Consider the following 20,511-nt stretch of genomic DNA (forward strand, 5'->3'; position numbering starts at 1 on the left):
CCTACGAACCCGATGTTGTGGTGGCCGGTTACGGATGTCCCGGAGCGGCCGCCGCCCTCGAGGCGGCGGCCGTTGGTGCACAGACCATTCTGCTTGAACGGCAAAGTGGTGGAGGTGGTTCCGCAGCACTGTCCGGTGGCGAGATCTATCTTGGTGGCGGCACCGACATCCAGCGGGCATGCGGTTTCGACGACACGCCCGAAGCCATGGAACAGTTTCTGCTCGCAGCTCTCGGACCCGACGCCGATGCTGCCAAGGTCGCGCTCTATTGCCGCGACAGCGTCGACCACTATCAGTGGCTCGTCGACCACGGTGTCCCGTTCAAGCCGTCACTGTGGGATTCGCCGACCTGGGTGCCGCCCACCGATGACGGCCTGATGTGGATGGGCGAGAACGTATTCCCGTTCCGCGATTTCGCGACTCCCGCGCCGCGCGGTCACCGCGTCACCTCCGACGGTTTCGGCGGGAAGGTCCTCATGGCGGTGCTCGGCGACGCCGTTGCCGCCTCCGATGTCGAGGTGCACACCGACCGATCCGTGAATCGCCTGATCGTCGACGGCGATCGCATTGTCGGTGTTCTTGCACGGCATTTCGACACGACCGTTTCCTACCGCGCACGTCGCGGCGTCATCCTGACCACCGGTGGTTTCGCCGACAATGCCGCCATGGTGGCCGAACATGCACCACAGTTGGTGAACCTCGGTGTCAACAGCGACGGCGGCGACGACGGCCGCGGCATCCAGATGGCCCAGGCCGCCGGTGCGTCGGTGCGGCACATGTCCGCCGGCCAGGTCGGTATCTCTCTCATTCCCGGGATGATGGTGCGCGGCATGATCGTCAACGACCGCGGCCAGCGATTCATCAACGAGGACGTTTACCCCGGCCTGGTCGGGCAGGCAGCCCTGTTCGGGCACGGCCTGCGGGTCTGGGTGATCCTCGACGAACAGGCGTACGAGGAAGTCCCGGAGAACGAACGATGGGGCGTCGTACCACATTTCGTCGCCGAGACCCTCGCCGAGCTCGAGCAGGAGATCGGTATGCCGGACGGTGCGCTGCAGACCACCGTCGGCGAATACAACCGGCATGCCGCCGAGGGTCGTGATCCGTATTTCCACAAGAGTTCTCGCTGGGTTCGGCCGCTTCGCGCACCGTTCGCGGCCGTAGACGTGCGGCGCGGCATTGCACCACCGGAGTACGGCGCTGCGGGTTCCGGTGGCGCCGAGGTCTTCACGCTCGGTGGGCTGTGCACGACTCCCGACGGTGAGGTTCTCGATCTCGACGGCCACCCCATGGCGGGTCTCTACGCTGCCGGTCGCGCGACGTCGGGTCTGCATTCCTGGGGGTACATCAGCGGCACCTCGCTGGGTGACGGCACCTTCTTCGGTCGGCGCGCCGGAGCCGCGGCAGCGCGGTAGGGACACAGCCCAACGGCCGGCCACTCATCGAAGTGGTCGGCCGTTGCGTTATTATCCAGCTGCTACGCGGTTTCCAACGTCTCTTCGGTGCTCGACGCCTCGGGCACCACACTGCGTCGCGGCATCGCCAGTGTCACCAGTGCACCGACGAAGGCGACCGCCGCCCCGATCAGGAAGATCACCGTGAAGCCGTCGGTGTCGTAGAACGCCACGCCCTGCGCCACCATCGCGACATGCGAGTTGTTCAGCACAGTGAACGCGACCACCGACAAGACCGCCGGAAATGCGCTCTGACTGACCGCGACGATGCTTGCGGTGGATGCCTGCAATTGCGGTGAGACCGCAGCGATCACCAGGTTCGGCACCGCAGCGTAGGACATGCCCTGCCCCAGCCCGAGGATGACGGCGGCGAGAATGATCGTCGACTTCTCCGAATGCGCCAATGCCACAACCACCAGACCGATGGTCATCAGTACCAGACCGGCCAGCATCAGCACGCGCGGTGCGACACCACGTCCGGCAAGCACGCCGACCAGCAGACCGCCGGCGACGATGGCCACCACCATCGGCAGCTGGAAGACCGCGTACTGCTCGGCGGTCAGTCCCCAGCCGTAGCCGAGTCCCATCATGCCGGGGACCATCACCATCATCGGCACCAGGATCGCGAACAGACCGGAAATACCATAGGCGACACCGGCACTCACCGTCGTCAAATACACCGACCGACGGCCGAGCACCGAGAGGTCGACCACCGGATCACGAACGACCCGAGCCGACACCAGCCACGCCGCCAACAGCGCCGCACCACCGATCAAGAACGCCAAGGTCTTCGACGATCCCCAACCCCACGTCGGACCGAAGCTGACGGCGATCAGGATGCCCGCCAAACCGGCCCCGAGCAGGACCGCACCGATGAAGTCGACGGAAGTGTTCACACGCAAAGGTGATTCATCAACGGTGACCAGGATCAGGAATCCGATGGCGATCACGCAGGCGCACAGGAACCAGAACACCGCCCGGAAACCGAAGTCGTCGATTAACCAGCCGGTGAGGAACGGCGCGGGGACCGCGACCAGGCCCATGCCGGTGGTCGCGATACTGACCGAAAGTGCCACGGCGCGTGGCGGAAACACGTCACGGATCAGCGAGTAGCCCAGAAACAGACAGGGCACCAGGAAGCCGGCCAACGCCCGTCCCGCGACCATCACGCCATACGACGGTGCCACCGCCGACAGCAGAAAACCCAACGCCGCCAGCGCAACACAGCACAGCAGAAGCCTGCGCTTGCCGTACAGGTCCGAGAGCCGCCCGATCACTGGTGCGGTCACGGCACCCGTCAACAGGAACGCGGTCAACAGCCACGCGCCCTGCGTGGTCTGGTAGTGCGCGACGACGAACGGCAGGGCCGTCGAGATCATCAGATAGCTGATGGCGAGCACTTCGAGCAGCAGCACGATGGAGATGAGTCCGAGCACCAATCGTGGTGTCCAGGTGCGGTTGTCGTCGACGTCGGATGTCGACGAGAGCGGGTTGACACTCTCGCCAGGCATGGGGTGAGCAGGCATCGAATACCTTCCGTGGGCAGCCGGCAGCGCAGAGTTCGGACCGGCTGTGGGTGATGAAACACCAACGACTGTGGTGCCAGTCACATCTCAGTCGTACCGTGTCCGCCGTACCAGGAGGGCGTCCCGGTCATCGGGATCGTTTGTGCGACAGCCCCAGACAAGAAACGCACCTCCCGGCAAGTGCCGGGAGGTGCGTTCGGTCAGCGAGTACTCAGAGTTGGGTTGCGCCGGCATCCACCGGGAGCGCCACCGCCGTGATGTAGCGCGCTTCCTCCGACGCCAGAAACAGTGTGGCGTTGGCGATGTCGCGAGGTTCGACCCACGGGATGGGCAGCATGTTCATCGTGCGGGCCGCCTCGGCGAAGTCCTCCCGGGTGGGACCGTCCAGGTCGGGCCGGAAAGCTGCTCGCACGGCCGGGTTTTGGATCATCGGCGTGTCCACGTTGGTCGGATGTACGGTGTTGACCCGGATGCCGTACGGCGCCACCTCATGGGCCAGGGACCGCATCAGCCCGACGACACCATGTTTGGCCGCCGTGTAGTGTGCGACGGTCCGCAATCCGCGCAACCCGGCCAAGGAACTCGTCAGCACCATGGCACCACCGCCGCGGTCGATGAGGTGCGGGATGGTGGCCTTGCAGGTACGCCACACCCCGGTCAGGTTGACGTCGAGCATGGTCTCCCACGCCTCCTCCGACAACTCCACGGCCGCTCCCTTGGAAGTGATTCCGGCTGTGGCGCAGACGATATCGAGACCACCAAGGTCGGCGACGGCGTCGGCGACGATCTCCGTCAACGCTCCCCCGTCGCGAACGTCGACGACGCCGGTGACCACCCGCACCCCTTCCTTCTCGGCCAGCAACGCAACCTCGGCCAGGTCGTCGGAGGTCGACGGCGGGGTCACCGTGGTCTCCACCTGGCGGCAGATGTCGAGGGCGATCACGTCGGCGCCTTCTTCGGCGAATCGCAGCACCTGCGCGCGGCCGATCCCCCGTGCAGCGCCGGTGACCAGCGCGACCTTGCCCGCTACGCGCCCCATCACGACACCTTCGCCAGCAGTCCGGCGTCGACGGCGACGTTGATCCCGGTGACGTACCGCGCCTCGTCGGACAGCAGGAACAGGACGGCGTTGCTCACATCAACGGGATCGACCCAGGGCACCCCCAGCAGATTACGCGACGCCAAGGCCACAGCCGCATCCTCTGCACCCGGCGAGGCCAGGTCCGGACGCAGCTTCGCGAACACGGTGTCGTTGAGGATCATGGGTGTGCCGACCGACCCGGGGTGCACCGCGTTGACCCGAATTCCCTGCGCACCAAGCTCATTGGCCAGTGTCTGAGCAAGTCCGACGACGCCGTGCTTGCTGGCGCAATAGTGCGAGGTACCGGCGGTTCCCTTGATGGCATTGGTCGAGCCGATGATCACCACCGCGCCACCGGAAACCATCTGCGGCACGGTGGCTTTGACGGTATGCCACGCCCCGGTCAGGTTGACGTCGAGTGCGCGTTGCCAGTCATCGTCGTCGAGTTCCCACGAGCGGCCCGCCGCCGGATAGATACCGGCATTGGCGACCACCGCGTCGAGTCGGCCGAAACGCTCGATCCCGGTCGACACCGCGCTGCGGAGCGCCTCGAGGTCACGGACGTCGGCGTGCGCGGTGATGCAGGCACCGCCGACCCAGGCGATTTCGTCGGCCGTCGTGGCGAGGTCGTCCGATGACGACGCGAGATCAACGGCGATGATCGACGCGCCCTCCTCCGCCAATCGCACGCAGTGACTGCGCCCCATTCCGCGACCGGCACCGGTGACCAGCACAACCCGGTCCAGCATTCGATTCATCGTCGCCTCTCGTCGAGTGTGGGCATGGACGGCCACCGTAGTGGCTCCGAGTGTCGGCAACCTGCGCGTCGTCCGGTGAGCGGGAACGAATCACCACCACCGCCCACCCACCGGCCCCAGCGTTGTGCGGGATGCTGACCGTTCAGTGAGATCGCGGCTGGTCAACCCGCGATGAGGCTGCTGTACTCGGGGCACGCGGTTGGCGGGTTTCGACCAGCGTCGGGCTCGCTTTCGCTCGCTCGTCGCGCTCAACCAGCGGTGGGTACGAACGGACTCGTTTGATCCATTTCTGAAACGTGTTCTAATTTGTAGAGAGAACACGTTCCACCCGTGGCGTACGAAGGGGCATCCATGGCCGACGCGACCGAAGCAACACCACAGCAGGGCCCTCCTGCGGAAACCTACGACGTCATCGTCGTGGGCGCCGGTGCGGCGGGCCTGTCCGCGGCGATCACCGCCGCAGCCAGTGGTCTGAAGACGGTCATCATCGAGAAGTCGCCGTACTGGGGTGGGTCGACGTCGCGGTCCGGGGGCGGGGTGTGGATTCCGAACAACTCGGTCCTCAAGCGCGACGGCGTCAGCGACACCCCCGACAAGGCCCGCGAGTACGTACACGCCATCATCGGTGAGCACGCCTCGCCCGAGCGCATCGACGCCTACATCGACCGCGGCCCGGAGGCGCTCGACTTCCTGATGAAGCATGCCCCCCTCGATCTGGAGTGGGTGAAGAACTACTCCGACTACTACCCCGAGGCACCCGGCGGCCGCCTGGGTGGACGCTCGGTGGAACCGCGTCCGTTCGACGCGCGCGCACTCGGCGACGATCTCAAGACGCTGCATCCGCAGTACACCAAGGCGCCATTGAACATGGTTGTGCTGCAATCGGATTACCGGTGGCTCAACACGGGTCTGCGGCATTGGCGCGGCCCGGTACGCATGGGCAAGGTCGGTGCACGGTTCTTCTGGGCACGTTCCCGCGGCAAGAAGTTGATCGCCATGGGCGCGGCCTTGGCCGCCGAACTTCTGCTGGGCGTCCGCAAACTAGGTGTCCCCCTGCGCTTGAACACCGGCCTCACCGATCTGCTCACGGAGGACGGCCGGGTCATCGGCGTCATCGCCGAGTCGGAGGGCACACCGATCGAGATCCACGCCACCCGTGGCGTCATACTCGCCTGCGGCGGCTTCGAGAACAACGCCGAGATGCGCCGCAAGTACCAGCGCGACCCCATCGGCTCCGAGTGGACGACCGGCGCACCGTCGAACACCGGCGACGGCATCAACGCCGGACTGAAGATCGGTGCGGCGGTGTCGCTGATGGACGACGCGTGGTGGGGCCCGACGATCCCACTGCCGCGCGGTCCGTGGTTCGCGCTCTCCGAGCGGTCGGTGCCCGGCACCTTCATCGTCAACCTCCGGGGCGAGCGGTTCATGAACGAATCGCTGCCCTACGTGGAGGCGGTGCATCAGATGTACGGCGGCGACTTCGGTCAGGGTGAGGGTCCGGGCGAGAACGTGCCGTCGTGGCTGATCATGGACCAGGCCTGCCGCAACCGCTACCTGTTTGCGGGAATCAATGCGCGACAACCGCTTCCGAAGAAGTGGTTCGAGTCCGGGGTGGTCGTGAAGGCCGACTCGATCCGCGAACTCGCCGAGAAGATCGGTGTGCCCGCCGACAACCTCGCCGCCACCACCGAACGATTCAACGGCTTCTCCCGTAGCGGCATCGACGCCGACTTCCATCGCGGCGAGAGCGGTTACGACCACTACTACGGCGACATCACCAACAAGCCCAACCCGAGCCTCGGCCCACTGACCAAGGCGCCGTACTACGCGGTCAAGATGGTGCCCGGCGACCTCGGCACCAAGGGCGGCATCGACACCGACGCCGCGGGTCGCGCACTGCGCGCGGACGGGTCGGTCATCGACGGACTCTACGCAGCGGGAAACACCAGCGCTCCTGTCATGGGTCACACGTATGCCGGCCCCGGCGCGACGATCGGCCCGGCCATGGTGTTCGGCTATCTCGCCGCGCTCGACGCTGCCAGCCACGCCAAGCGTCCGACGCCGTTCACCACCAGCACAGGAGCCTGAACAGATGCCGATCGATCCCGCTGTCGCCGTAGGTGCCGAACTCCCCGAGATCAGCTTTGAGTGGTCGGCGTCGGATGTCGCGCTCTATCACCTCGCGGTGGGGGCAGCCGCCGACCCGATGGACGCAGCCGGCCTGGCCTACCTCGACGACCGTGCCCCCAAAGTGCTTCCGTCGTTCGCAACGGTCGCGGCATCGTTCCATGCCACCGAGGCACCGAAGGTCTCCTTCCCCGGCATCGACATCGACCTGGCGAAGGTGGTGCACGGCAGCCAGCAGGTCACCGCACACCGGCCACTGCCGGCGAGCGGGAATGCCACCACACGGACGCGGATCGCCGAAGTGCAGGACAAGGGTTCGGCCGCCGTCGTCATTCAGGAGTCGGTGACCACCGACGACACCGGCGCCCCGTTGTGGACCGCACGCTCCTCCATCTTCGCCAAGGGCGAGGGCGGTTTCGGCGGTGAGCGGGGATCGTCGTCGAAGGTGGCCTACCCCGATCGCGAACCCGACCATCGGCTCGTCGTCCCGACCCTGCCCAACCAAGCAATGCTCTACCGCCTCTGCGGCGACCGCAACCCGCTGCACTCGAACCCGGAATTCGCTGCGGCCGCAGGCTTTCCGCGTCCGATCCTGCACGGACTCTGCACCTATGGCTCGGTGTGCCGGGCGGTCACCGACAGCGTGCTCGACGGCGACGTGACCGCGGTGGCCGACTACTCGGCCAGTTTCGCCGGCATCGTCTTCCCCGGCGAGACCCTGAACGTCAACGTGTGGGACGACGGCGGACAGCTGCTGATCACGGCGACCGTCGCCGACCGCGACAACGCCCCCGCACTGGGTAATGTCGTCCTGGCAACCACTGGAAGGTAATCGACATGGCAAGCACCCTGCGCTGCCCGTGCGGCGAACGCATCGAAGGCGTCGACGACGACGAACTCGTGGAGAAGACCCAGGCGCATCTCGCGGCCGAGCACCCCGGCCGCGACTACACCCGCGACGAAATCCTGACGATGGCGGCGTTCGGGTAATTTGTCCGGTCAGATCGACGGAGTCGACAAGGCGCTGCGCAGCGCTACGACCAACGCATCGATTTGATTGAGCATCGCTTCCGGCGACGGCGTCTCGGACTGCGCGGCCAGGAACCGCAGCAGCGCCTCACGCGCCACCGTCGATACGGGCAGATTCCGGTGCGCAGCAACCGACTCCAGCGCCTGCAACTCCGCGTCGTTCAATCGCACCTGCAGCGTGCGGGTGCGATTGTGACCACGGGTGATGACGGTGTCGGTGCGGACCACCGCGTCCGGATTCCGTTCGATCTCCTCCGACTCGGCCAATGCCTGTCGTAGTTTCTCACCCATTTCGCCACCTCGATACGCCTTGCGGCCTCCAACCCACTGCATTCCGCGCAAACAGTGTATTACTCATGTAATACAACCACTACCCAATGATCATCGATCACCGATGAGGCAGCAGATCCACCAGCCCCGCCAGTTCGTCGTCGCCGGGAACGTTCTGCGCGAACACAATTCGATACAGCAAGAAACCACCCCAGCTCTCGACGATCGTCGAGACAGCTAGTCCCGTGGCAAGTTCGCCGCGATCGATCCCCCGCTGCAGCAGTTCTTCACCCCCATCCGCCCGCGACGCCACGATGTCGCGCAGCTCGATCTGCCCCGCCTCGCCGCGCTCGGCCAACGCCCCGGCGACCACCGACGGGTCCCCCAGCAGCGTCAGCGTGTGGACGAGTTCCCGCAGGTAGGCGAGTGCGTCGTCGCGCACCGAACCGGTATCCGGCACGGGTGGAGCGGACAGGTCCTCGGCAAAAGCATCGGTGATCACCGCCGCCTTGGTGGGCCATCGCCGATACAGGGTCGCCTTGCCCACGCCGGCGCGCGCCGCGATCGACTCCATCCCCACCTGGTGGTAGCCCACCTCGTCGACGAGTTCCCGCGTGGCCGCGAGGATGCGATCGTCGAGTTCTGGATCGCGCGGACGGCCCCGACCACGCACTGCGTCACCCATGGGACCACCCTTCCGGAATATCGAGACGCTACGTTCTGTTATTACTATTGTATGACCCGCCGTCGTGACGGGCCAGCTCCAACACAGGAAGGTCGCGACCAACCATGACTGCTCGATTCACCGACAAAGTAGTCCTCATCACCGGCGCAGGATCCGGACTCGGCCGCGCTGCCGCCACTCGGGTCGCTGCCGAGGGCGCTTCCCTCGCGCTCGTCGACGTCAACGCCAACGGCCTCGCCGACACGGCGGCCGCCATCACCGACGTGGCCTCTGATGCCAAGGTGCTGCAGATCGTCGCCGATGTCAGCAACGAGACCGCCGTGGCGGACTACGTCGCACAAACCGTGCAGACCTTCGGCCACATCGACGGCTTCTTCAACAACGCCGGCATCGAGGGCAAGCAGAACCTCACCGAGGACTTCGGGGCCGACGAGTTCGACAAGGTCGTCTCCATCAACCTGCGCGGCGTGTTCCTCGGACTCAAGTACGTTCTCGCCCAGATGCGCAAGCAGGGTTCGGGCACCGTGGTCAACACCGCTTCGGTCGGCGGTATCCGCGGCGTCGGCAACCAGTCCGGATACGCCGCCGCCAAGCACGGCGTCGTCGGACTCACCCGCAACTCCGGCATCGAATACGGCCAGTACGGCATCTCCATCAAGGCAATCGCACCCGGCGCCATCATGACCCCGATGGTCGAGGCCTCGCTCAAGCAGATCGATCCGGTCAACTGGGAGGAAGCGGGCCGCGAGTTCGTCAGCGTCAACCCGATGAAGCGTTTCGGGCGGCCCGAAGAGGTCGGCAACCTCGTCGCCTTCCTGCTGTCCGACGAGTCGTCGTTCATCAACGCCACGACCATCCCGATCGACGGCGGTCAGTCCGAAAAGTACTGACACATATCTGATCCCGGCCGGGCATACCGCGGTGTGCCCGGCCTCGCCATGTCCGAATCCGCCACGTAATCTTTTCGGCGGGGCGGGACACGGATCCACGCTCCCACCATGGAAGAACCTGGAACGAGGAGACGTTAGATGAGCGATTCCCTGCAGTCCCTGCTCGAGTCCGACCGCCGACCGGCCGTCGTCGCCGACCTGGCCGAGGTGATCGACAACGAGGTGTCGGGACAGAAGGGACTCGGCGGCGCCGCCATCAAGACCGGCTACGCAGCAGCTCAGAAGGTCAAACCGGGCGTCGTGTCCTCGGCGACCAACTCGATGCTGCCCGACTTCGTCTCGACACTGCAGCCGCTGTGGGACAGCAAGCCCGCGGAGGCCTCGTTCGCCGATCATCTGACCGCGAACTCCGACGCGGCCGCCGAGGCCTTGCTGACCGTCACCGACGACCAGGCGGCCACGGCCAATCCGGCTCTGGCGAAGGTCTACCACTCGTTGCGGAAGAAGGCCAAGGGCTACGTGGTCGACGCACTGCCGCAGGTGGGGGCAGTGTTCGAGAAGCACGCAAGCTGATCTGACGTCTCGTCTGCGAGACGGGGTTGTCGGCCGCTCCTACGCCGCGGAGGTGACTATCAGCAGCAGGACGACGACGACCGCGATCAGTGCGGCCAGCATCGACAGCACGCGCCAAACATGCACGCGGGCGGGTGAATACTCGGTACCTTGTGAAGACGCGACCTGGGGTGAGGCCATGATCTCTCACTTTCGGTTGTCCGGTGCAGTGTCGATCGCGAAATGCACGATCACCGGGGGGTGTTACTGCTGTGACTAATGTTCCACATGTTGCGAAGTAATGTGGATCACAACACGGGCGTGTCGCGATCACGAAGAGGAAACATCGTGTCGAGGCAGGGAGGGATCCATGACCGAAGTACCGACTGAAGCACGTGGTCGAACCATCGGAGGACTGGACCTCCGCTCGGCGTGGCTGATCCTGATCGCCTGCGCGGCGGTGAGCATGGTCGTCGCCGCGATGGCCGCGCTCAACACCGCGCTGCCCGACATCGCCAAGGACACCGGCGCCGACTCCGGCCAGATGACCTGGATCGTCGACGGGTACACCCTCGCTCTCGCTGCCCTGCTGCTGCCCGCGGGCGCCATCGGTGACCGGTTGGGCCGACGCGGGGTCCTCATCGTGGGGCTCATCGTGTTCGCCATCGCCTCGCTGGTGGCCATCTGGATCAGCGACCCGACCCAGCTGATCGCCACACGGGTGCTGGCCGGTGCGGCGGCAGCGCTGATCATGCCGACGACGCTGTCGCTGATCACCTCGGGTGTCCCCGAGGACAAACGGGCGATCGGGGTGAGCGTGTGGGCGGCGGTCGCCGGAGCGGGAGCCATAGCGGGCTTCCTGGTGTCCGGTCTGCTGCTCGAGTTCTTCAGTTGGCACTCGCTGTTCATCACCTTCGCCGCGTCGGCGGTGCTGACGACGTTGTTGTGTTTCACCATCGGCAGTTCCAAGGACCGCAACCCCGGGCGCTTCGACGTAGTCGGCTCGGCATTGTCGATCCTTGCGGTCGTCGGCATCGTTTTCGGGTTGCTCGAGGCGCCGCACCGCGGTTGGTCCGATGCGCTCGTACTGGGCACGCTCATCGGTGGCGTGGTGCTCGCGGCGGCGTTCTGCGTTCTGGAACTGCGCATCGGTTCGCCGCTGTTGGACGTCCGACTGTTCCGCAACCGCGCGTTCGGTGCCGGCGCATTGTCGGTGACGATGCAGTTCTTCGCTACGTTCGGCACGTTCTACCTTCTACTGCAGCAGTTTCAGTTGGTGTTCGGGTATTCACCGCTGCAGTCGGCGTTTGCGTTGATGCCGATGGTGGCCTGCACCGCGATCTTCGCGTTACTCGGCAACTGGGTCGCCGTGCGTTTCCATTCCTTGCGATTCGTCCTTGCCGGCGGAATCCTGTTCGCCGGACTGGGGATTGTGCTGCTCGGCGCGATTCATCATGACAACTATTGGTCCCTGGTGTGGTGGATCAGTCTGTCGGCGGCCGGCGTCGGCCTGGCGACCGCTCCATCGACGACGGCGATCATGGCCAACACCCCGCTCGACAACCAGGGCATCGGCTCGGCGGTCAACGACACCGCCCGTGAACTGGGTGCCGCGATCGGTATCGCGCTCGCCGGAAGTATTGCGGCTGCCGGATATTCGTCGCGGATTGCGCCGGTCGCCGACTCTGCGCGCACAGCGCTGACCGAGGCGGGTCAGCAGCGAGCGGCTGCGGGTGATCAAGCCGGTGGACAGATGATGATCGGTCAGGCCGACGTCGTCGCCGACCATATTTCGCGGTCGCTTGCCGAGGCGTCGGCGGTTGCCGACCGGTTGGCCGGCCAGGCACCGCAACTCGCGCAACAGATTCTGCACGGTGCGCAGGACGCCTTCCAGGCACCGGCCAATCTCGCGTACATCATCCTTGGTGCCATTCTGATGGGCAGTGCGTTCGTCCTGCTGTGGATCGCTCCGCGACGCGTCAGTGAGTCGTTCGACGAGAACCAGTGGCCCGCAGCCGCCGACGATGTGGATGCCGGTGTGGGCACTTCTCCTGACGTGCCGCGCTCGGAGTGATGCTCTCGCCGGACAGCGGCGTCGGGACCGTGGTCGCCGTCGCGATTCTCGTGGTGGTGATCGCAGCGACGATCGGTCTTCGTCGATGGCCACCAGCGGTGGTCGCACTGCCGGCCGCGCTGTTGATGATCGTTCTCGGGCTCACCGACTGGACGGACGCAGCCGACGAGATCAGATTCATGGCGCCGACCATCGGTTTTCTCGCGGCGATGTTGGTGGTCGCGGACGTGTGTGCGCGCACGGGGGTATTCGAGTGGGTCGGATCGGTGCTCGCCCAGTGGAGTCGTGGGTCACCGAATCGGTTGTTGCGCATCGTGTTCGTGGTGGCGGCACTGACCACCGCCGTTCTGTCCATCGACACCACCATCGTGTTGCTGACGCCGGTCGCGATCGCCACCGCACGACGGGTGGGAGCACGCATTGCACCGGTGGGTTATGCGAGTAACCATCTGGCCAACAGTGCGTCGACATTGTTTCCGGTGTCGAACCTGACCAACCTGTTGGCGTTCAGCGCCACCGGGCTCAGCTTCCTCGGGTTCACCGGCTACATGGTGGGGCCGTGGGTGGCGGCAATCGTGGTGGAGTATGTGATCTTTCGCCTGTTCTTTGCGCGGGATCTGGCGACGACACGACCTTCCCCTGCAGTCCAGTCCGATACCGGGGACCGGCAGCCAGCGCCGGTCGCGATTCTCGTGTGTTTGGCCGTGTTGTTGGTCGCCTTCGTGGTGGCCGAGCCGCTCGGTGTTCCACTGGTGGTGGTCGCGACCGCGGGTGCAGTGATCATGGTGCTGCCCGGCCTCTTTCGTGCTCCCGCGGAGACTGTCCGTAGCACGGTGCACGCGATCAACGTCCCGTTTCTCGCGTTCGTTGCGGCGTTGGGGGTCATCATCCTGCCGGTGCGTGAGGGGCCGCTCGGTGACGCTGTCGGTCGGCTGATTCCCTCCGGTACCGGACTTTTGGGCTTGCTGGCGGTGGCCGCGCTGGCCGCGGTGGTCGCGAACCTGCTCAACAACCTGCCCGCCACCCTGTTGCTGGTGCCGCTGGTTGCCCATCAGCCCGCGCTGATTCTCGCGGTGCTGTTGGGCGTCAACATCGGACCGAACCTCGCCTGGTTCGGGTCGCTGGCAAACCTGTTGTGGCGCGACGTGATGCACCGACAGTCCGTGGCCACGCCATCGCGGCGCTACGTGCTGCTCGGGTTGGTGACGGTGCCGCCCACCCTCGTCGCCGCTGTGGTGGCGTTATGGGTGGCGTTGCAGGTCAGTTGAGTTCCGTGCTCAACCAGCGGTACAGCGAGCACCCGCCTACCGCTCGTTGAGCGCGACGAGCGAGCGTAGCGAGCCCGACGCTGGTCGAAACGAGTTGCCAAGCAGTGGTGCTGGTTTCGACGGACGCCGCCTCGGCTAGCGCCCGGAGGCTGCTCAACCAACAGTGAGTAGGGTCAGGCCGGTGCCGGCTCACTGGATGCGGAGGCGGCGGTGTTCTTGGCCCAGCGGTAGTCGGCCTTGCCGGCCGGGGTCCGTTTGACCTCGTCCACGAAAACGACTGTGCGCGGGACTTTGTAACCGGCGAGTGAGGCACGGCAGTGTTCCTGCAATTCTTCGAGCGTCGGCTCGGCCGCACCGTCGGCGACGGAGACCACCGCAGCGACCCGCTGCCCGTACTTCTCGTCGGGCACCGGCACCACCAGGGCGTCGCCGACGGCCTGATGCGCGTGCAGCGTCGCTTCCACTTCTTCGGCGTAGACCTTCTCGCCTCCGCTGTTGATGCATTGGGAGCCACGGCCGAGGAAGACGATGGTGCCGTCGGCCTCCACCGTGCCCATGTCACCCAGGATGGAGATCCGGGTGCCGTCGGGCAAGGTCGGAAAGGTCTTGGCGGACTTCTCTTCATCCTTGTAATAGCCGAGCGGAACGTTGCCGATCCGCGCGATGTAGCCGACGTCGCCGGAGCCCGGTTCGATCTTGTTGAGTCGGTCGTCGACGACCATCATCTTGTCGGTCGGCGGCACCCTGAGGTTGCCGTTGTCGTCCATCATGATCTCGCCGTCGTTGCCCGACTCCGAGGCGCCGAAGTTGTCGCGGAGCACGAGTTCCGGCTTGACCTTGAGGAAGCGTTCACGGTTGTGGTGCGACCAAATCGCACCGCCCGAGGTCACCGAGAACAGTGAGGTGAGATCGGCTGTGCCGGCGCGTCGTTCAAACTCTTCGACGAGCGGCATACCCATCGCGTCGCCGACGATGAGAATGATGTTGACCTGATCGGACTCGACACCTGACACGATCTTCGCCGGATCGAAGTCGCGCTGGATGACCAGACGCCCGCCGAGGGTGAAGAAGGTGAACAGGGAGTACGACGCGGCACCGTGCATCAGAGGTGCCGCGAGCAGGAAGGCGATCGACGGGAAATCCTTGACCGCGGTGGAGATCTCGTCCAGATCTTTGCGGGCTTCGCCGTACGGGTTGCCGCCGGAGAGTGGCTTGCGGAAGAAGTCGTCGTGCTGCCACATGACGCCCTTGGGGTACCCGGTGGTGCCGCCGGTGTAGAGCAGGTACAGCTCTTCTCCGGTGCGCGGCTCGAAGTCACGGTTCGTGGGCTTGGACTCGGAGTCGCCGAACGACACGATCTCGACGGTCCGCCCATCCGGGAGGTTGGCTGCCGCCCCGGTGAGCTCATCGACGACCTCACCGATCACGAAGACGGTTCGCACCGTGGGTGTTTCCGCCAGCAGAGTGGCGACACTGCGCTGGTGCTCCGGCATCTCGACGATGATCGCGCGCGAGTCGGAGTTGTCGAAGATGTACTGCAGTTCCGTGTTGGTGTAGCGGTAGTTCACGTTGACCGGCACCGCGCGGATCTTCAGCAAACCGAGCAGGCTGGTGACGTGTTCGACGCTGTTCTTGAGGAACAGCGATACGTTGTCGAAGGCACCGATCCCGTGCTCGGCCAGCAGATGTGCGACCTGGTTGGCCAGCCCGTCGAGTTCGGGGTAGCTGATCTGCCGACCCTCATAGCTCAGCGCGATGCGCTCGGGTACCGCGTCGGCGACCGTCTCGAACACGTCGGCCAGATTGAACTTCATGTCTACTCCCCTTGTGCTGCAACTAGGAACGTGTCAGGACCAGGCCGCTGGTGGGTACGCCGGTACCCGCGGTGACCACGATTTTCTCGGCATCGGTGACCTGATTCACCGAGTCGCCGCGAATCTGCCGGACTGCCTCCGCGATGCCGTTCATCCCGTGGATGTAGGCCTCGCCGAGTTGTCCCCCATGGGTGTTCAGCGGAAGCTGACCCCCGACTTCCAGTGCACCTGGTTGGCGCACAAATTCTTTCGCTTCTCCCCGACCGCAGAATCCGAGCTCTTCGAGTTGCATGAGGGTGTACGGGGTGAAGTGGTCGTAGAGGATCGCCATGTCCATGTCTGAGGGCCCCAACCCTGACTGCTGCCAGAGCTGACGGCCGACGAGGCCCATCTCGGGTAGTCCGGCGAGGTCCTCGCGGTAGTAGCTGGACATGATGAACTGGTCGTCGGCGCTGCCCGCGGCCGCGGCGGCGATGACAGCTGGGGTGTGCAACAGATCCTTTGCCCGCTCGGCGGATACGACAACAATCGCCACACCGCCGTCGGATTCCTGGCAGCAGTCGAGCAGATGCAGCGGCTCGGCGATGTACCGAGACGCCTGGTGGTCGTCCAGGGTGATCGGCTTGCCGTAGAAGAAGGCGTTTGGATTGACCGCCGCATGTTTGCGGTCAACGACCGCAATCCGGCCGAAATCTTCACTGGTGACGCCGTATTCGTGCATATAGCGTTGGGCGACCATCGCGACGAACGCCGCAGGGGTCGACAAGCCGTGTGGGTAGGAGAACGCATTGTCGGTGCCCGACGAGTTCTCCTGGTTGGCCACCGCGCTGTTGACCTGGCCGAAGCGCAACCCGGATCGCTCGTTGAAGGCGCGGTAGGCGACAACGACGTCGGCCACCCCGGTGGCCACGGCCATCGCTGCCTGCTGCACCGTCGCACATGCGGCGCCGCCACCGTAGTGAATGCGGGAGAAGTAGGTCATCTCCTTGATCCCGACCGCACGGGCGACCGCGATCTCGGCGTTGGTGTCCATGGTGAACGAGACCAGGCCGTCGACGTCGGCGGGTGTCAGGCCGGCGTCGGCAATCGCGGCGTTGACGGCTTCGGCGGCCAGCCTTAGTTCGCTGCGACCGGAGTCCTTGGAGAACTCGGTGGCGCCGATGCCGGCGATCGCCGCCTGTCCGGACAGCTTGCCCATCACGCCTCCCCTGCTGCGTCGAGTTCCAGTGTGACCGTGGAGATCACGTGCTTTCCGAGTGAGTTGGTGCCGGTGACCGCCACGGTGATGACGCCGTCGGTGATGTCGGTGACCTCGCCGGTGAAGGTCACCGAGTCGTAGGCGTACCACGGCACGCCGAGTTTGAGGTTGATGGAGCGGATCCGGGCGGACGGCCCAGCCCAGTCGGTGACAAAACGCTCGACGAGGCCGGTGTCGGTGAGGATGTTGACGAAGATGTCCTTGGAGCCCTTGGCCTGTGCCAGGTCCCGGTCGTGGTGGACGTCCTGGAAGTCGCGGGTGGCGAGCGCGGTGGCCACGACGAAGGTCGGGCTGGCGTCGATGGTCAACGGCGGTAGCGTGTCGGTGACCTGAACCGGTTGCGGTGCAAGGCTTGTCACTGTTGCGCCTCCTGTCGCGGGGTCCAGGCATAGAGCGTCCATGCGTCGGCACCGGTGTCGGGGTCGGCCGGGAAGTCGAGATAGGTCACCTCGACGGGCAGACCGATCCGGACCTCGGCCGGATCGATGTCGCGGAGTTCGCCCAATAGCCGTACGCCCTCGTCGATTTCGACGAGCGCGACGACGAACGGCAATTGGCGTCCGGGCACTTTGGGTGCGTGGTGCACGACATAGCTGAACACCGTGCCGTGTCCCGTGGAGACGACGTAATCCGTCTGCGGCACAACACCGTCTGCGGTTCGTGGTTTCCATGTCGCCGGGATGGGCGGATGGCGCAGCGAACCGTCGGCGACCTGCTGGATGCGGAGTTCGTGGGCGGCGATGCCGTCCCAGAAGAATGCGGTATCGCGGGAGACGCTCGGCTTGAGCATGCGGGTTGGGTCGAGGTCGTCGGGCACCTCGGCAGTCGGCGCCTGCGCTGCCTCGGTGTCGCCAGGTGGGCGGAATTTCAGGATGCGGAAGGACATTTCGGCGACGACCTCGTCGCCGACCGACCATACGTTGCGGGTGGTGAAGAACCAGCCCTCTCCGAGTGCGGTGGTCTTGGGTCCGACGATGTCGAGGAGTTCGGCGCGGAGCGCGACCTCTTCACCGGGTTGGGTGTAGCGGTGATAGACGGTGTCGCAGTTGGTCGCGACGACGGAGGTGTAGCCGGCGTCGTCGAACATCTCGGTGGCTCGGCCGAGTGGGTCGTCGTCGGTGCGTTGGCCATGGAGCCCGCGCATGGTCCAGACCTGGGCCATCGCCGGCGGCGCGACGATGCCCGGGTGACCGGCCGCGCGGGCGGCGGATTCGTCGACATAGATGGGGTTTTCGTCGCCCATCGCCTCGACCCAGTTGTTGATCATGGGCTGGTTGATGGGGTCGCGACCGGCTTTGGGGGCGCTGAGTCCGTCGGCTTTGATCGCGTCGGCGGCGGTGCGGATGGTGGTCTCGATACGCCCCTCGTTCCTCGGGGCTACTCGACCAGCGGAAACAGTCATCGCTCGCTCCTTGAGTCGACCTGCGGGGTGGTCGTCATCGCTTGGCCCTCGGCAATCCCAGTCCGGCGGTGGCGATCATGTCGCGCATCACCTCGTTGACACCGCCGCCGAAGGTGATGACGACATGACGCTTCTGCTGGACGTCGAGCCAGTCGACGAGCGCTGCGGTGTCGGGGTCGGTGAAGTCGCCGTAGCGGCCGACGATGTCGTTGATGAGCAGGCAGATGTGTTGCAGCCGTTCGGTGGCGAACACCTTGGTGGCAGCGGCATCGGCCATGGAGATGGCCTCGCCGGTGGAGGCGACCTGCCAGTTGAGGAGTTCGTTGATGCGGGTGTGCGCGTCGATCTCGGCGAGGGCGCGTCGCACATCGGGGTGCTTGGCAATCACCGTGCCGTCGGGTCCGGGGCGCTGCGCCCAGTCGCGGATGCGAGAGGCGAGTCCGTCGATGCGGCCGGCCGGGCCGAGCATGACGCGTTCGTGGTTGAGCTGGGTGGTGATCAGTTTCCAGCCGTCACCCTCGTTGCCGACGCGCATCGATACCGGTACCCGGACGTCGTTGTAGTAGGTCGCGTTGACGTGATGGGCGCCGTCGGCGGTGATGATCGGGGTCCAGCTGAATCCCGGGTCGGTGGTGTCGACGATGAGGATCGAGATGCCTTTGTGTTTCGGGGCATCCTTGTCGGTGCGGACCGCGAGCCAGATGTAGTCGGCGTCGTGGCCACCAGTGGTGAAGATCTTCTGCCCGTTGACCACGTAGTGGTCGCCGTCGAGCACTGCACTGGTGGTCAACGACGCCAGATCGGTGCCGGCCTCCGGTTCGGTATAGCCGATCGCGAAGTGCACCTCGCCGGCGAGGATTGCGGGCAGGAACTGTCGTTTCTGTTCGTCGGTGCCGTGCACCTGCAGCGTCGGGCCGACGGTCTGCAGCGTGACAGCCGGTAGCGGGACGTCGGCGCGGACCGCCTCGTTGGTGAAGATCTGCTGTTCGATCTCGCCGAAACCTTTGCCGCCATACTCTTTCGGCCATCCGACGCCGAGCCATCCGTCGGTGCCCATCTGCCGGATGACCTTGCGATAGGTTTCGCCGTGCCGTTCGGTGAGCATGGTCTCCGCGTCGCCGGGACTGATGAGGTCGGCGAAGTACTCGCGCAGTTCGGCGCGCAGTGCTTTCTGTTCGGGTGTGAAGTCGATGAACATGTGCCGCCTACGCTTTCGCTTCGAGCCGGGTCTCGGTGCCGTCGGCGATCTCGTCGAGGCGCGCGTCCGATCCGCCGACGAGCCGGGCCAGGTCTTTGGTGATGGAGAAGTAGCGGTGCAGCGGATAGGTCACGTCGACACCGATGCCGCCGTGCAGGTGGGTCATGGTGCGCATGGTGGCCGGGATCTCCGCCGCGAGCCAGTAGGTGGCGATGTCGAGATCCTGTGTGGCGTCCAGATTTTCGGAGGTGCGCCACGCGGCTGCGGTGGTCGCCAGGTTCATCGAGCGGCCGACGACGTAGATGTCGGCGAGTTGCTGACCCACGGCCTGGAACAGCGCGATGGGTTTGCCGAACTGCTCGCGATGGGTGACATGGTCGGCGGTGAGTCGCGTCGCACCGGCGACGAGCCCATCGGCGTAGGCGCACAAGGCAAGTCGATAGTGATCGCGAAGTACTGAGATGTCGGTGCCGACGATGTCGGCGTCGTCGACCCGGACGTCGTCGAACCGCACGGTGTATTCGCCCCAACCGCTGGACGCGGGGGTCCGGTCGATTGTGACGCCGGGTGCGTCGGTGGCGACCACCACCGTACCGCCATCGGTCGCGACCACCAACGCGGCCGCACCCTCGGCATGCAGCACACCGGTTTTGGTTCCGGTGAGTCGCCCCCCGCGGATGCTGGTGTGCGGTGTCGAGGTGAGGGTGTCGCCGAGTTCGCCGAGCGCGACCGCGTGCCACGCCCCGCCGGTCAGTGTCCGCCCCCACTTGTCGGCGACATCGGCCGGTGCCTGCCGCAGGGTGAGGGCCGAGGTGAGGGTGCCGATCGCCGGGACCACCGCGGCGGTCTCACCGAGCTTCCGTAGCAGGGGTTGGAGTCCGAGCACATCGATGTCGTCGCCGTCGAGAGCGGCGGGTAGCGGCAACGCCATGAGGCCTGCGTCGACCAGCGCTCGCCACAGGGTGTCGTCGAACGCCCCCGGTGTGGCGGCACCGAAGCCGCGCCACCCGAATTTGGTCTCCCAGTCGGCGTCGTGCCGCGCGAAGACCTCCGCGGCGGCGTCGCGGACGGCGACCGCTGTGTCGTCGAGGGCGAAATCCACCCCACTGCCTCCCTGCGTTC

Annotated in this window: 20 protein-coding genes; 8 read left to right on the top strand and 12 right to left on the bottom strand. The window is 65.6% G+C overall.

Features of this window, described 5'->3' with window-relative positions; genetic code table 11:
- On the top strand, positions 1-1,415 hold a 1,415-nt coding region (locus tag AAFP30_RS09145; RefSeq protein WP_419229583.1), incomplete at its 5' end, for an FAD-dependent oxidoreductase.
- 62 nt (positions 1,416-1,477) lie between these two features.
- Here AAFP30_RS09145 and AAFP30_RS09150 read toward each other — a convergent pair.
- The 3 genes from AAFP30_RS09150 to AAFP30_RS09160 form a co-directional block, all read right to left on the bottom strand.
- Positions 1,478-2,980, bottom strand: a complete 1,503-nt coding sequence (locus AAFP30_RS09150; RefSeq protein WP_419229584.1) for an MFS transporter — start codon at positions 2,978-2,980, stop codon at positions 1,478-1,480.
- 211 nt (positions 2,981-3,191) lie between these two features.
- On the bottom strand, positions 3,192-4,019 hold the full coding sequence (locus tag AAFP30_RS09155) for a mycofactocin-coupled SDR family oxidoreductase (RefSeq protein ID WP_419229585.1): 828 nt from the start codon (positions 4,017-4,019) through the stop codon (positions 3,192-3,194).
- The gene (locus AAFP30_RS09160) at positions 4,019-4,819 is read right to left on the bottom strand and encodes a mycofactocin-coupled SDR family oxidoreductase (RefSeq protein ID WP_419229586.1); all 801 of its coding nucleotides are present in this window, start codon (positions 4,817-4,819) and stop codon (positions 4,019-4,021) included. Before AAFP30_RS09160 ends, AAFP30_RS09155 begins: the two co-directional genes overlap by 1 nt.
- Positions 4,820-5,170: 351 nt before the next feature.
- Between AAFP30_RS09160 and kstD the strand changes: the two genes are divergently transcribed.
- Genes kstD through AAFP30_RS09175 form a run of 3 tightly spaced genes read left to right on the top strand, consistent with a single transcriptional unit; the run spans position 5,171 to position 7,939 of the window.
- Positions 5,171-6,910: a 3-oxosteroid 1-dehydrogenase gene (gene kstD / locus AAFP30_RS09165; RefSeq protein WP_419229587.1), complete on the top strand. Its 1,740-nt coding sequence runs from the start codon at positions 5,171-5,173 to the stop codon at positions 6,908-6,910.
- 4 nt (positions 6,911-6,914) lie between these two features.
- The gene (locus tag AAFP30_RS09170; RefSeq protein WP_419229588.1) at positions 6,915-7,781 is read left to right on the top strand and encodes a MaoC/PaaZ C-terminal domain-containing protein; all 867 of its coding nucleotides are present in this window, start codon (positions 6,915-6,917) and stop codon (positions 7,779-7,781) included.
- Between the two features lie 5 nt (positions 7,782-7,786).
- The gene (locus tag AAFP30_RS09175) at positions 7,787-7,939 is read left to right on the top strand and encodes a DUF1059 domain-containing protein (RefSeq protein ID WP_419229589.1); all 153 of its coding nucleotides are present in this window, start codon (positions 7,787-7,789) and stop codon (positions 7,937-7,939) included.
- A gap of 9 nt (positions 7,940-7,948) precedes the next feature.
- On the opposite strand, the gene AAFP30_RS09180 is transcribed toward AAFP30_RS09175, so the two are convergent.
- A complete protein-coding gene (locus AAFP30_RS09180) occupies positions 7,949-8,269 on the bottom strand; it encodes a CopG family transcriptional regulator (protein WP_419229590.1) in 321 nt (106 codons plus the stop codon).
- Positions 8,270-8,366: 97 nt separating this feature from the next.
- Positions 8,367-8,933 carry a TetR/AcrR family transcriptional regulator gene (locus AAFP30_RS09185; RefSeq protein WP_419229591.1) on the bottom strand — a complete coding sequence of 189 codons (567 nt, stop codon included), beginning with the start codon at positions 8,931-8,933 and terminating at the stop codon, positions 8,367-8,369.
- Positions 8,934-9,037: 104 nt separating this feature from the next.
- On the opposite strand from AAFP30_RS09185, the gene AAFP30_RS09190 reads away from it, so the two are divergent.
- On the top strand, positions 9,038-9,823 hold the full coding sequence (locus tag AAFP30_RS09190; protein ID WP_419229592.1) for an SDR family oxidoreductase: 786 nt from the start codon (positions 9,038-9,040) through the stop codon (positions 9,821-9,823).
- Positions 9,824-9,961: 138 nt separating this feature from the next.
- The gene (locus tag AAFP30_RS09195; RefSeq protein WP_419229593.1) at positions 9,962-10,396 is read left to right on the top strand and encodes a DUF6918 family protein; all 435 of its coding nucleotides are present in this window, start codon (positions 9,962-9,964) and stop codon (positions 10,394-10,396) included.
- Between the two features lie 39 nt (positions 10,397-10,435).
- On the opposite strand, the gene AAFP30_RS09200 is transcribed toward AAFP30_RS09195, so the two are convergent.
- Positions 10,436-10,576 carry a hypothetical protein gene (locus AAFP30_RS09200; RefSeq protein ID WP_419229594.1) on the bottom strand — a complete coding sequence of 47 codons (141 nt, stop codon included), beginning with the start codon at positions 10,574-10,576 and terminating at the stop codon, positions 10,436-10,438.
- Positions 10,577-10,745: 169 nt separating this feature from the next.
- Here AAFP30_RS09200 and AAFP30_RS09205 point away from each other — a divergent pair, with 169 nt between their 5' ends.
- Together AAFP30_RS09205 and AAFP30_RS09210 are read left to right on the top strand one after the other, a co-directional pair.
- On the top strand, positions 10,746-12,449 hold the full coding sequence (locus tag AAFP30_RS09205; RefSeq protein WP_419229595.1) for an MFS transporter: 1,704 nt from the start codon (positions 10,746-10,748) through the stop codon (positions 12,447-12,449).
- On the top strand, positions 12,449-13,717 hold the full coding sequence (locus AAFP30_RS09210; RefSeq protein ID WP_419229596.1) for an SLC13 family permease: 1,269 nt from the start codon (positions 12,449-12,451) through the stop codon (positions 13,715-13,717). The genes AAFP30_RS09205 and AAFP30_RS09210 overlap by 1 nt, the downstream gene beginning before the upstream one ends.
- Positions 13,718-13,890: 173 nt before the next feature.
- Here the strand turns inward: AAFP30_RS09210 and AAFP30_RS09215 are convergent, their stop codons facing one another.
- Genes AAFP30_RS09215 through AAFP30_RS09240 form a run of 6 tightly spaced genes read right to left on the bottom strand, consistent with a single transcriptional unit; the run spans position 13,891 to position 20,491 of the window.
- Entirely contained in the window at positions 13,891-15,531 is a 1,641-nt protein-coding gene (locus tag AAFP30_RS09215) for an AMP-binding protein (protein WP_419229597.1), read from the bottom strand.
- Positions 15,532-15,553: 22 nt separating this feature from the next.
- Positions 15,554-16,729: a lipid-transfer protein gene (locus tag AAFP30_RS09220; RefSeq protein ID WP_419229598.1), complete on the bottom strand. Its 1,176-nt coding sequence runs from the start codon at positions 16,727-16,729 to the stop codon at positions 15,554-15,556.
- Complete coding sequence (locus tag AAFP30_RS09225; protein ID WP_419229599.1) at positions 16,729-17,148, bottom strand: MaoC family dehydratase; 420 nt, start codon at positions 17,146-17,148, stop codon at positions 16,729-16,731. The genes AAFP30_RS09220 and AAFP30_RS09225 overlap by 1 nt, the downstream gene beginning before the upstream one ends.
- On the bottom strand, positions 17,145-18,191 hold the full coding sequence (locus AAFP30_RS09230; RefSeq protein ID WP_419229600.1) for a bifunctional MaoC family dehydratase N-terminal/OB-fold nucleic acid binding domain-containing protein: 1,047 nt from the start codon (positions 18,189-18,191) through the stop codon (positions 17,145-17,147). Before AAFP30_RS09230 ends, AAFP30_RS09225 begins: the two co-directional genes overlap by 4 nt.
- A 34-nt stretch (positions 18,192-18,225) precedes the next feature.
- Positions 18,226-19,389 (bottom strand): acyl-CoA dehydrogenase family protein, encoded by a 1,164-nt coding sequence (locus tag AAFP30_RS09235; protein WP_419229601.1) that lies wholly within the window; start codon positions 19,387-19,389, stop codon positions 18,226-18,228.
- A gap of 7 nt (positions 19,390-19,396) precedes the next feature.
- Positions 19,397-20,491, bottom strand: a complete 1,095-nt coding sequence (locus AAFP30_RS09240; RefSeq protein WP_419230144.1) for an acyl-CoA dehydrogenase family protein — start codon at positions 20,489-20,491, stop codon at positions 19,397-19,399.
- Positions 20,492-20,511: the final 20 nt, after the last annotated feature.

It is taken from the genome of Gordonia sp. CPCC 205515 (assembly GCF_048537925.1).
Taxonomy (GTDB): domain Bacteria; phylum Actinomycetota; class Actinomycetes; order Mycobacteriales; family Mycobacteriaceae; genus Gordonia.

Excerpts from the sequence above, each read along its gene's own strand:
- AAFP30_RS09150 (WP_419229584.1), bottom strand. The coding sequence starts at position 2,980 with ATGCCTGCTCACCCCATGCCTGGCGAGAGTGTCAACCCGCTCTCGTCG.
- AAFP30_RS09155 (WP_419229585.1), bottom strand. The coding sequence starts at position 4,019 with ATGGGGCGCGTAGCGGGCAAGGTCGCGCTGGTCACCGGCGCTGCACGG.
- AAFP30_RS09160 (WP_419229586.1), bottom strand. The coding sequence starts at position 4,819 with ATGAATCGAATGCTGGACCGGGTTGTGCTGGTCACCGGTGCCGGTCGC.
- kstD (WP_419229587.1), top strand. The coding sequence starts at position 5,171 with ATGGCCGACGCGACCGAAGCAACACCACAGCAGGGCCCTCCTGCGGAA.
- AAFP30_RS09170 (WP_419229588.1), top strand. The coding sequence starts at position 6,915 with ATGCCGATCGATCCCGCTGTCGCCGTAGGTGCCGAACTCCCCGAGATC.
- AAFP30_RS09175 (WP_419229589.1), top strand. The coding sequence starts at position 7,787 with ATGGCAAGCACCCTGCGCTGCCCGTGCGGCGAACGCATCGAAGGCGTC.
- AAFP30_RS09180 (WP_419229590.1), bottom strand. The coding sequence starts at position 8,269 with ATGGGTGAGAAACTACGACAGGCATTGGCCGAGTCGGAGGAGATCGAA.
- AAFP30_RS09185 (WP_419229591.1), bottom strand. The coding sequence starts at position 8,933 with ATGGGTGACGCAGTGCGTGGTCGGGGCCGTCCGCGCGATCCAGAACTC.
- AAFP30_RS09190 (WP_419229592.1), top strand. The coding sequence starts at position 9,038 with ATGACTGCTCGATTCACCGACAAAGTAGTCCTCATCACCGGCGCAGGA.
- AAFP30_RS09195 (WP_419229593.1), top strand. The coding sequence starts at position 9,962 with ATGAGCGATTCCCTGCAGTCCCTGCTCGAGTCCGACCGCCGACCGGCC.
- AAFP30_RS09200 (WP_419229594.1), bottom strand. The coding sequence starts at position 10,576 with ATGGCCTCACCCCAGGTCGCGTCTTCACAAGGTACCGAGTATTCACCC.
- AAFP30_RS09205 (WP_419229595.1), top strand. The coding sequence starts at position 10,746 with ATGACCGAAGTACCGACTGAAGCACGTGGTCGAACCATCGGAGGACTG.
- AAFP30_RS09210 (WP_419229596.1), top strand. The coding sequence starts at position 12,449 with ATGCTCTCGCCGGACAGCGGCGTCGGGACCGTGGTCGCCGTCGCGATT.
- AAFP30_RS09215 (WP_419229597.1), bottom strand. The coding sequence starts at position 15,531 with ATGAAGTTCAATCTGGCCGACGTGTTCGAGACGGTCGCCGACGCGGTA.
- AAFP30_RS09220 (WP_419229598.1), bottom strand. The coding sequence starts at position 16,729 with ATGGGCAAGCTGTCCGGACAGGCGGCGATCGCCGGCATCGGCGCCACC.
- AAFP30_RS09230 (WP_419229600.1), bottom strand. The coding sequence starts at position 18,191 with ATGACTGTTTCCGCTGGTCGAGTAGCCCCGAGGAACGAGGGGCGTATC.
- AAFP30_RS09235 (WP_419229601.1), bottom strand. The coding sequence starts at position 19,389 with ATGTTCATCGACTTCACACCCGAACAGAAAGCACTGCGCGCCGAACTG.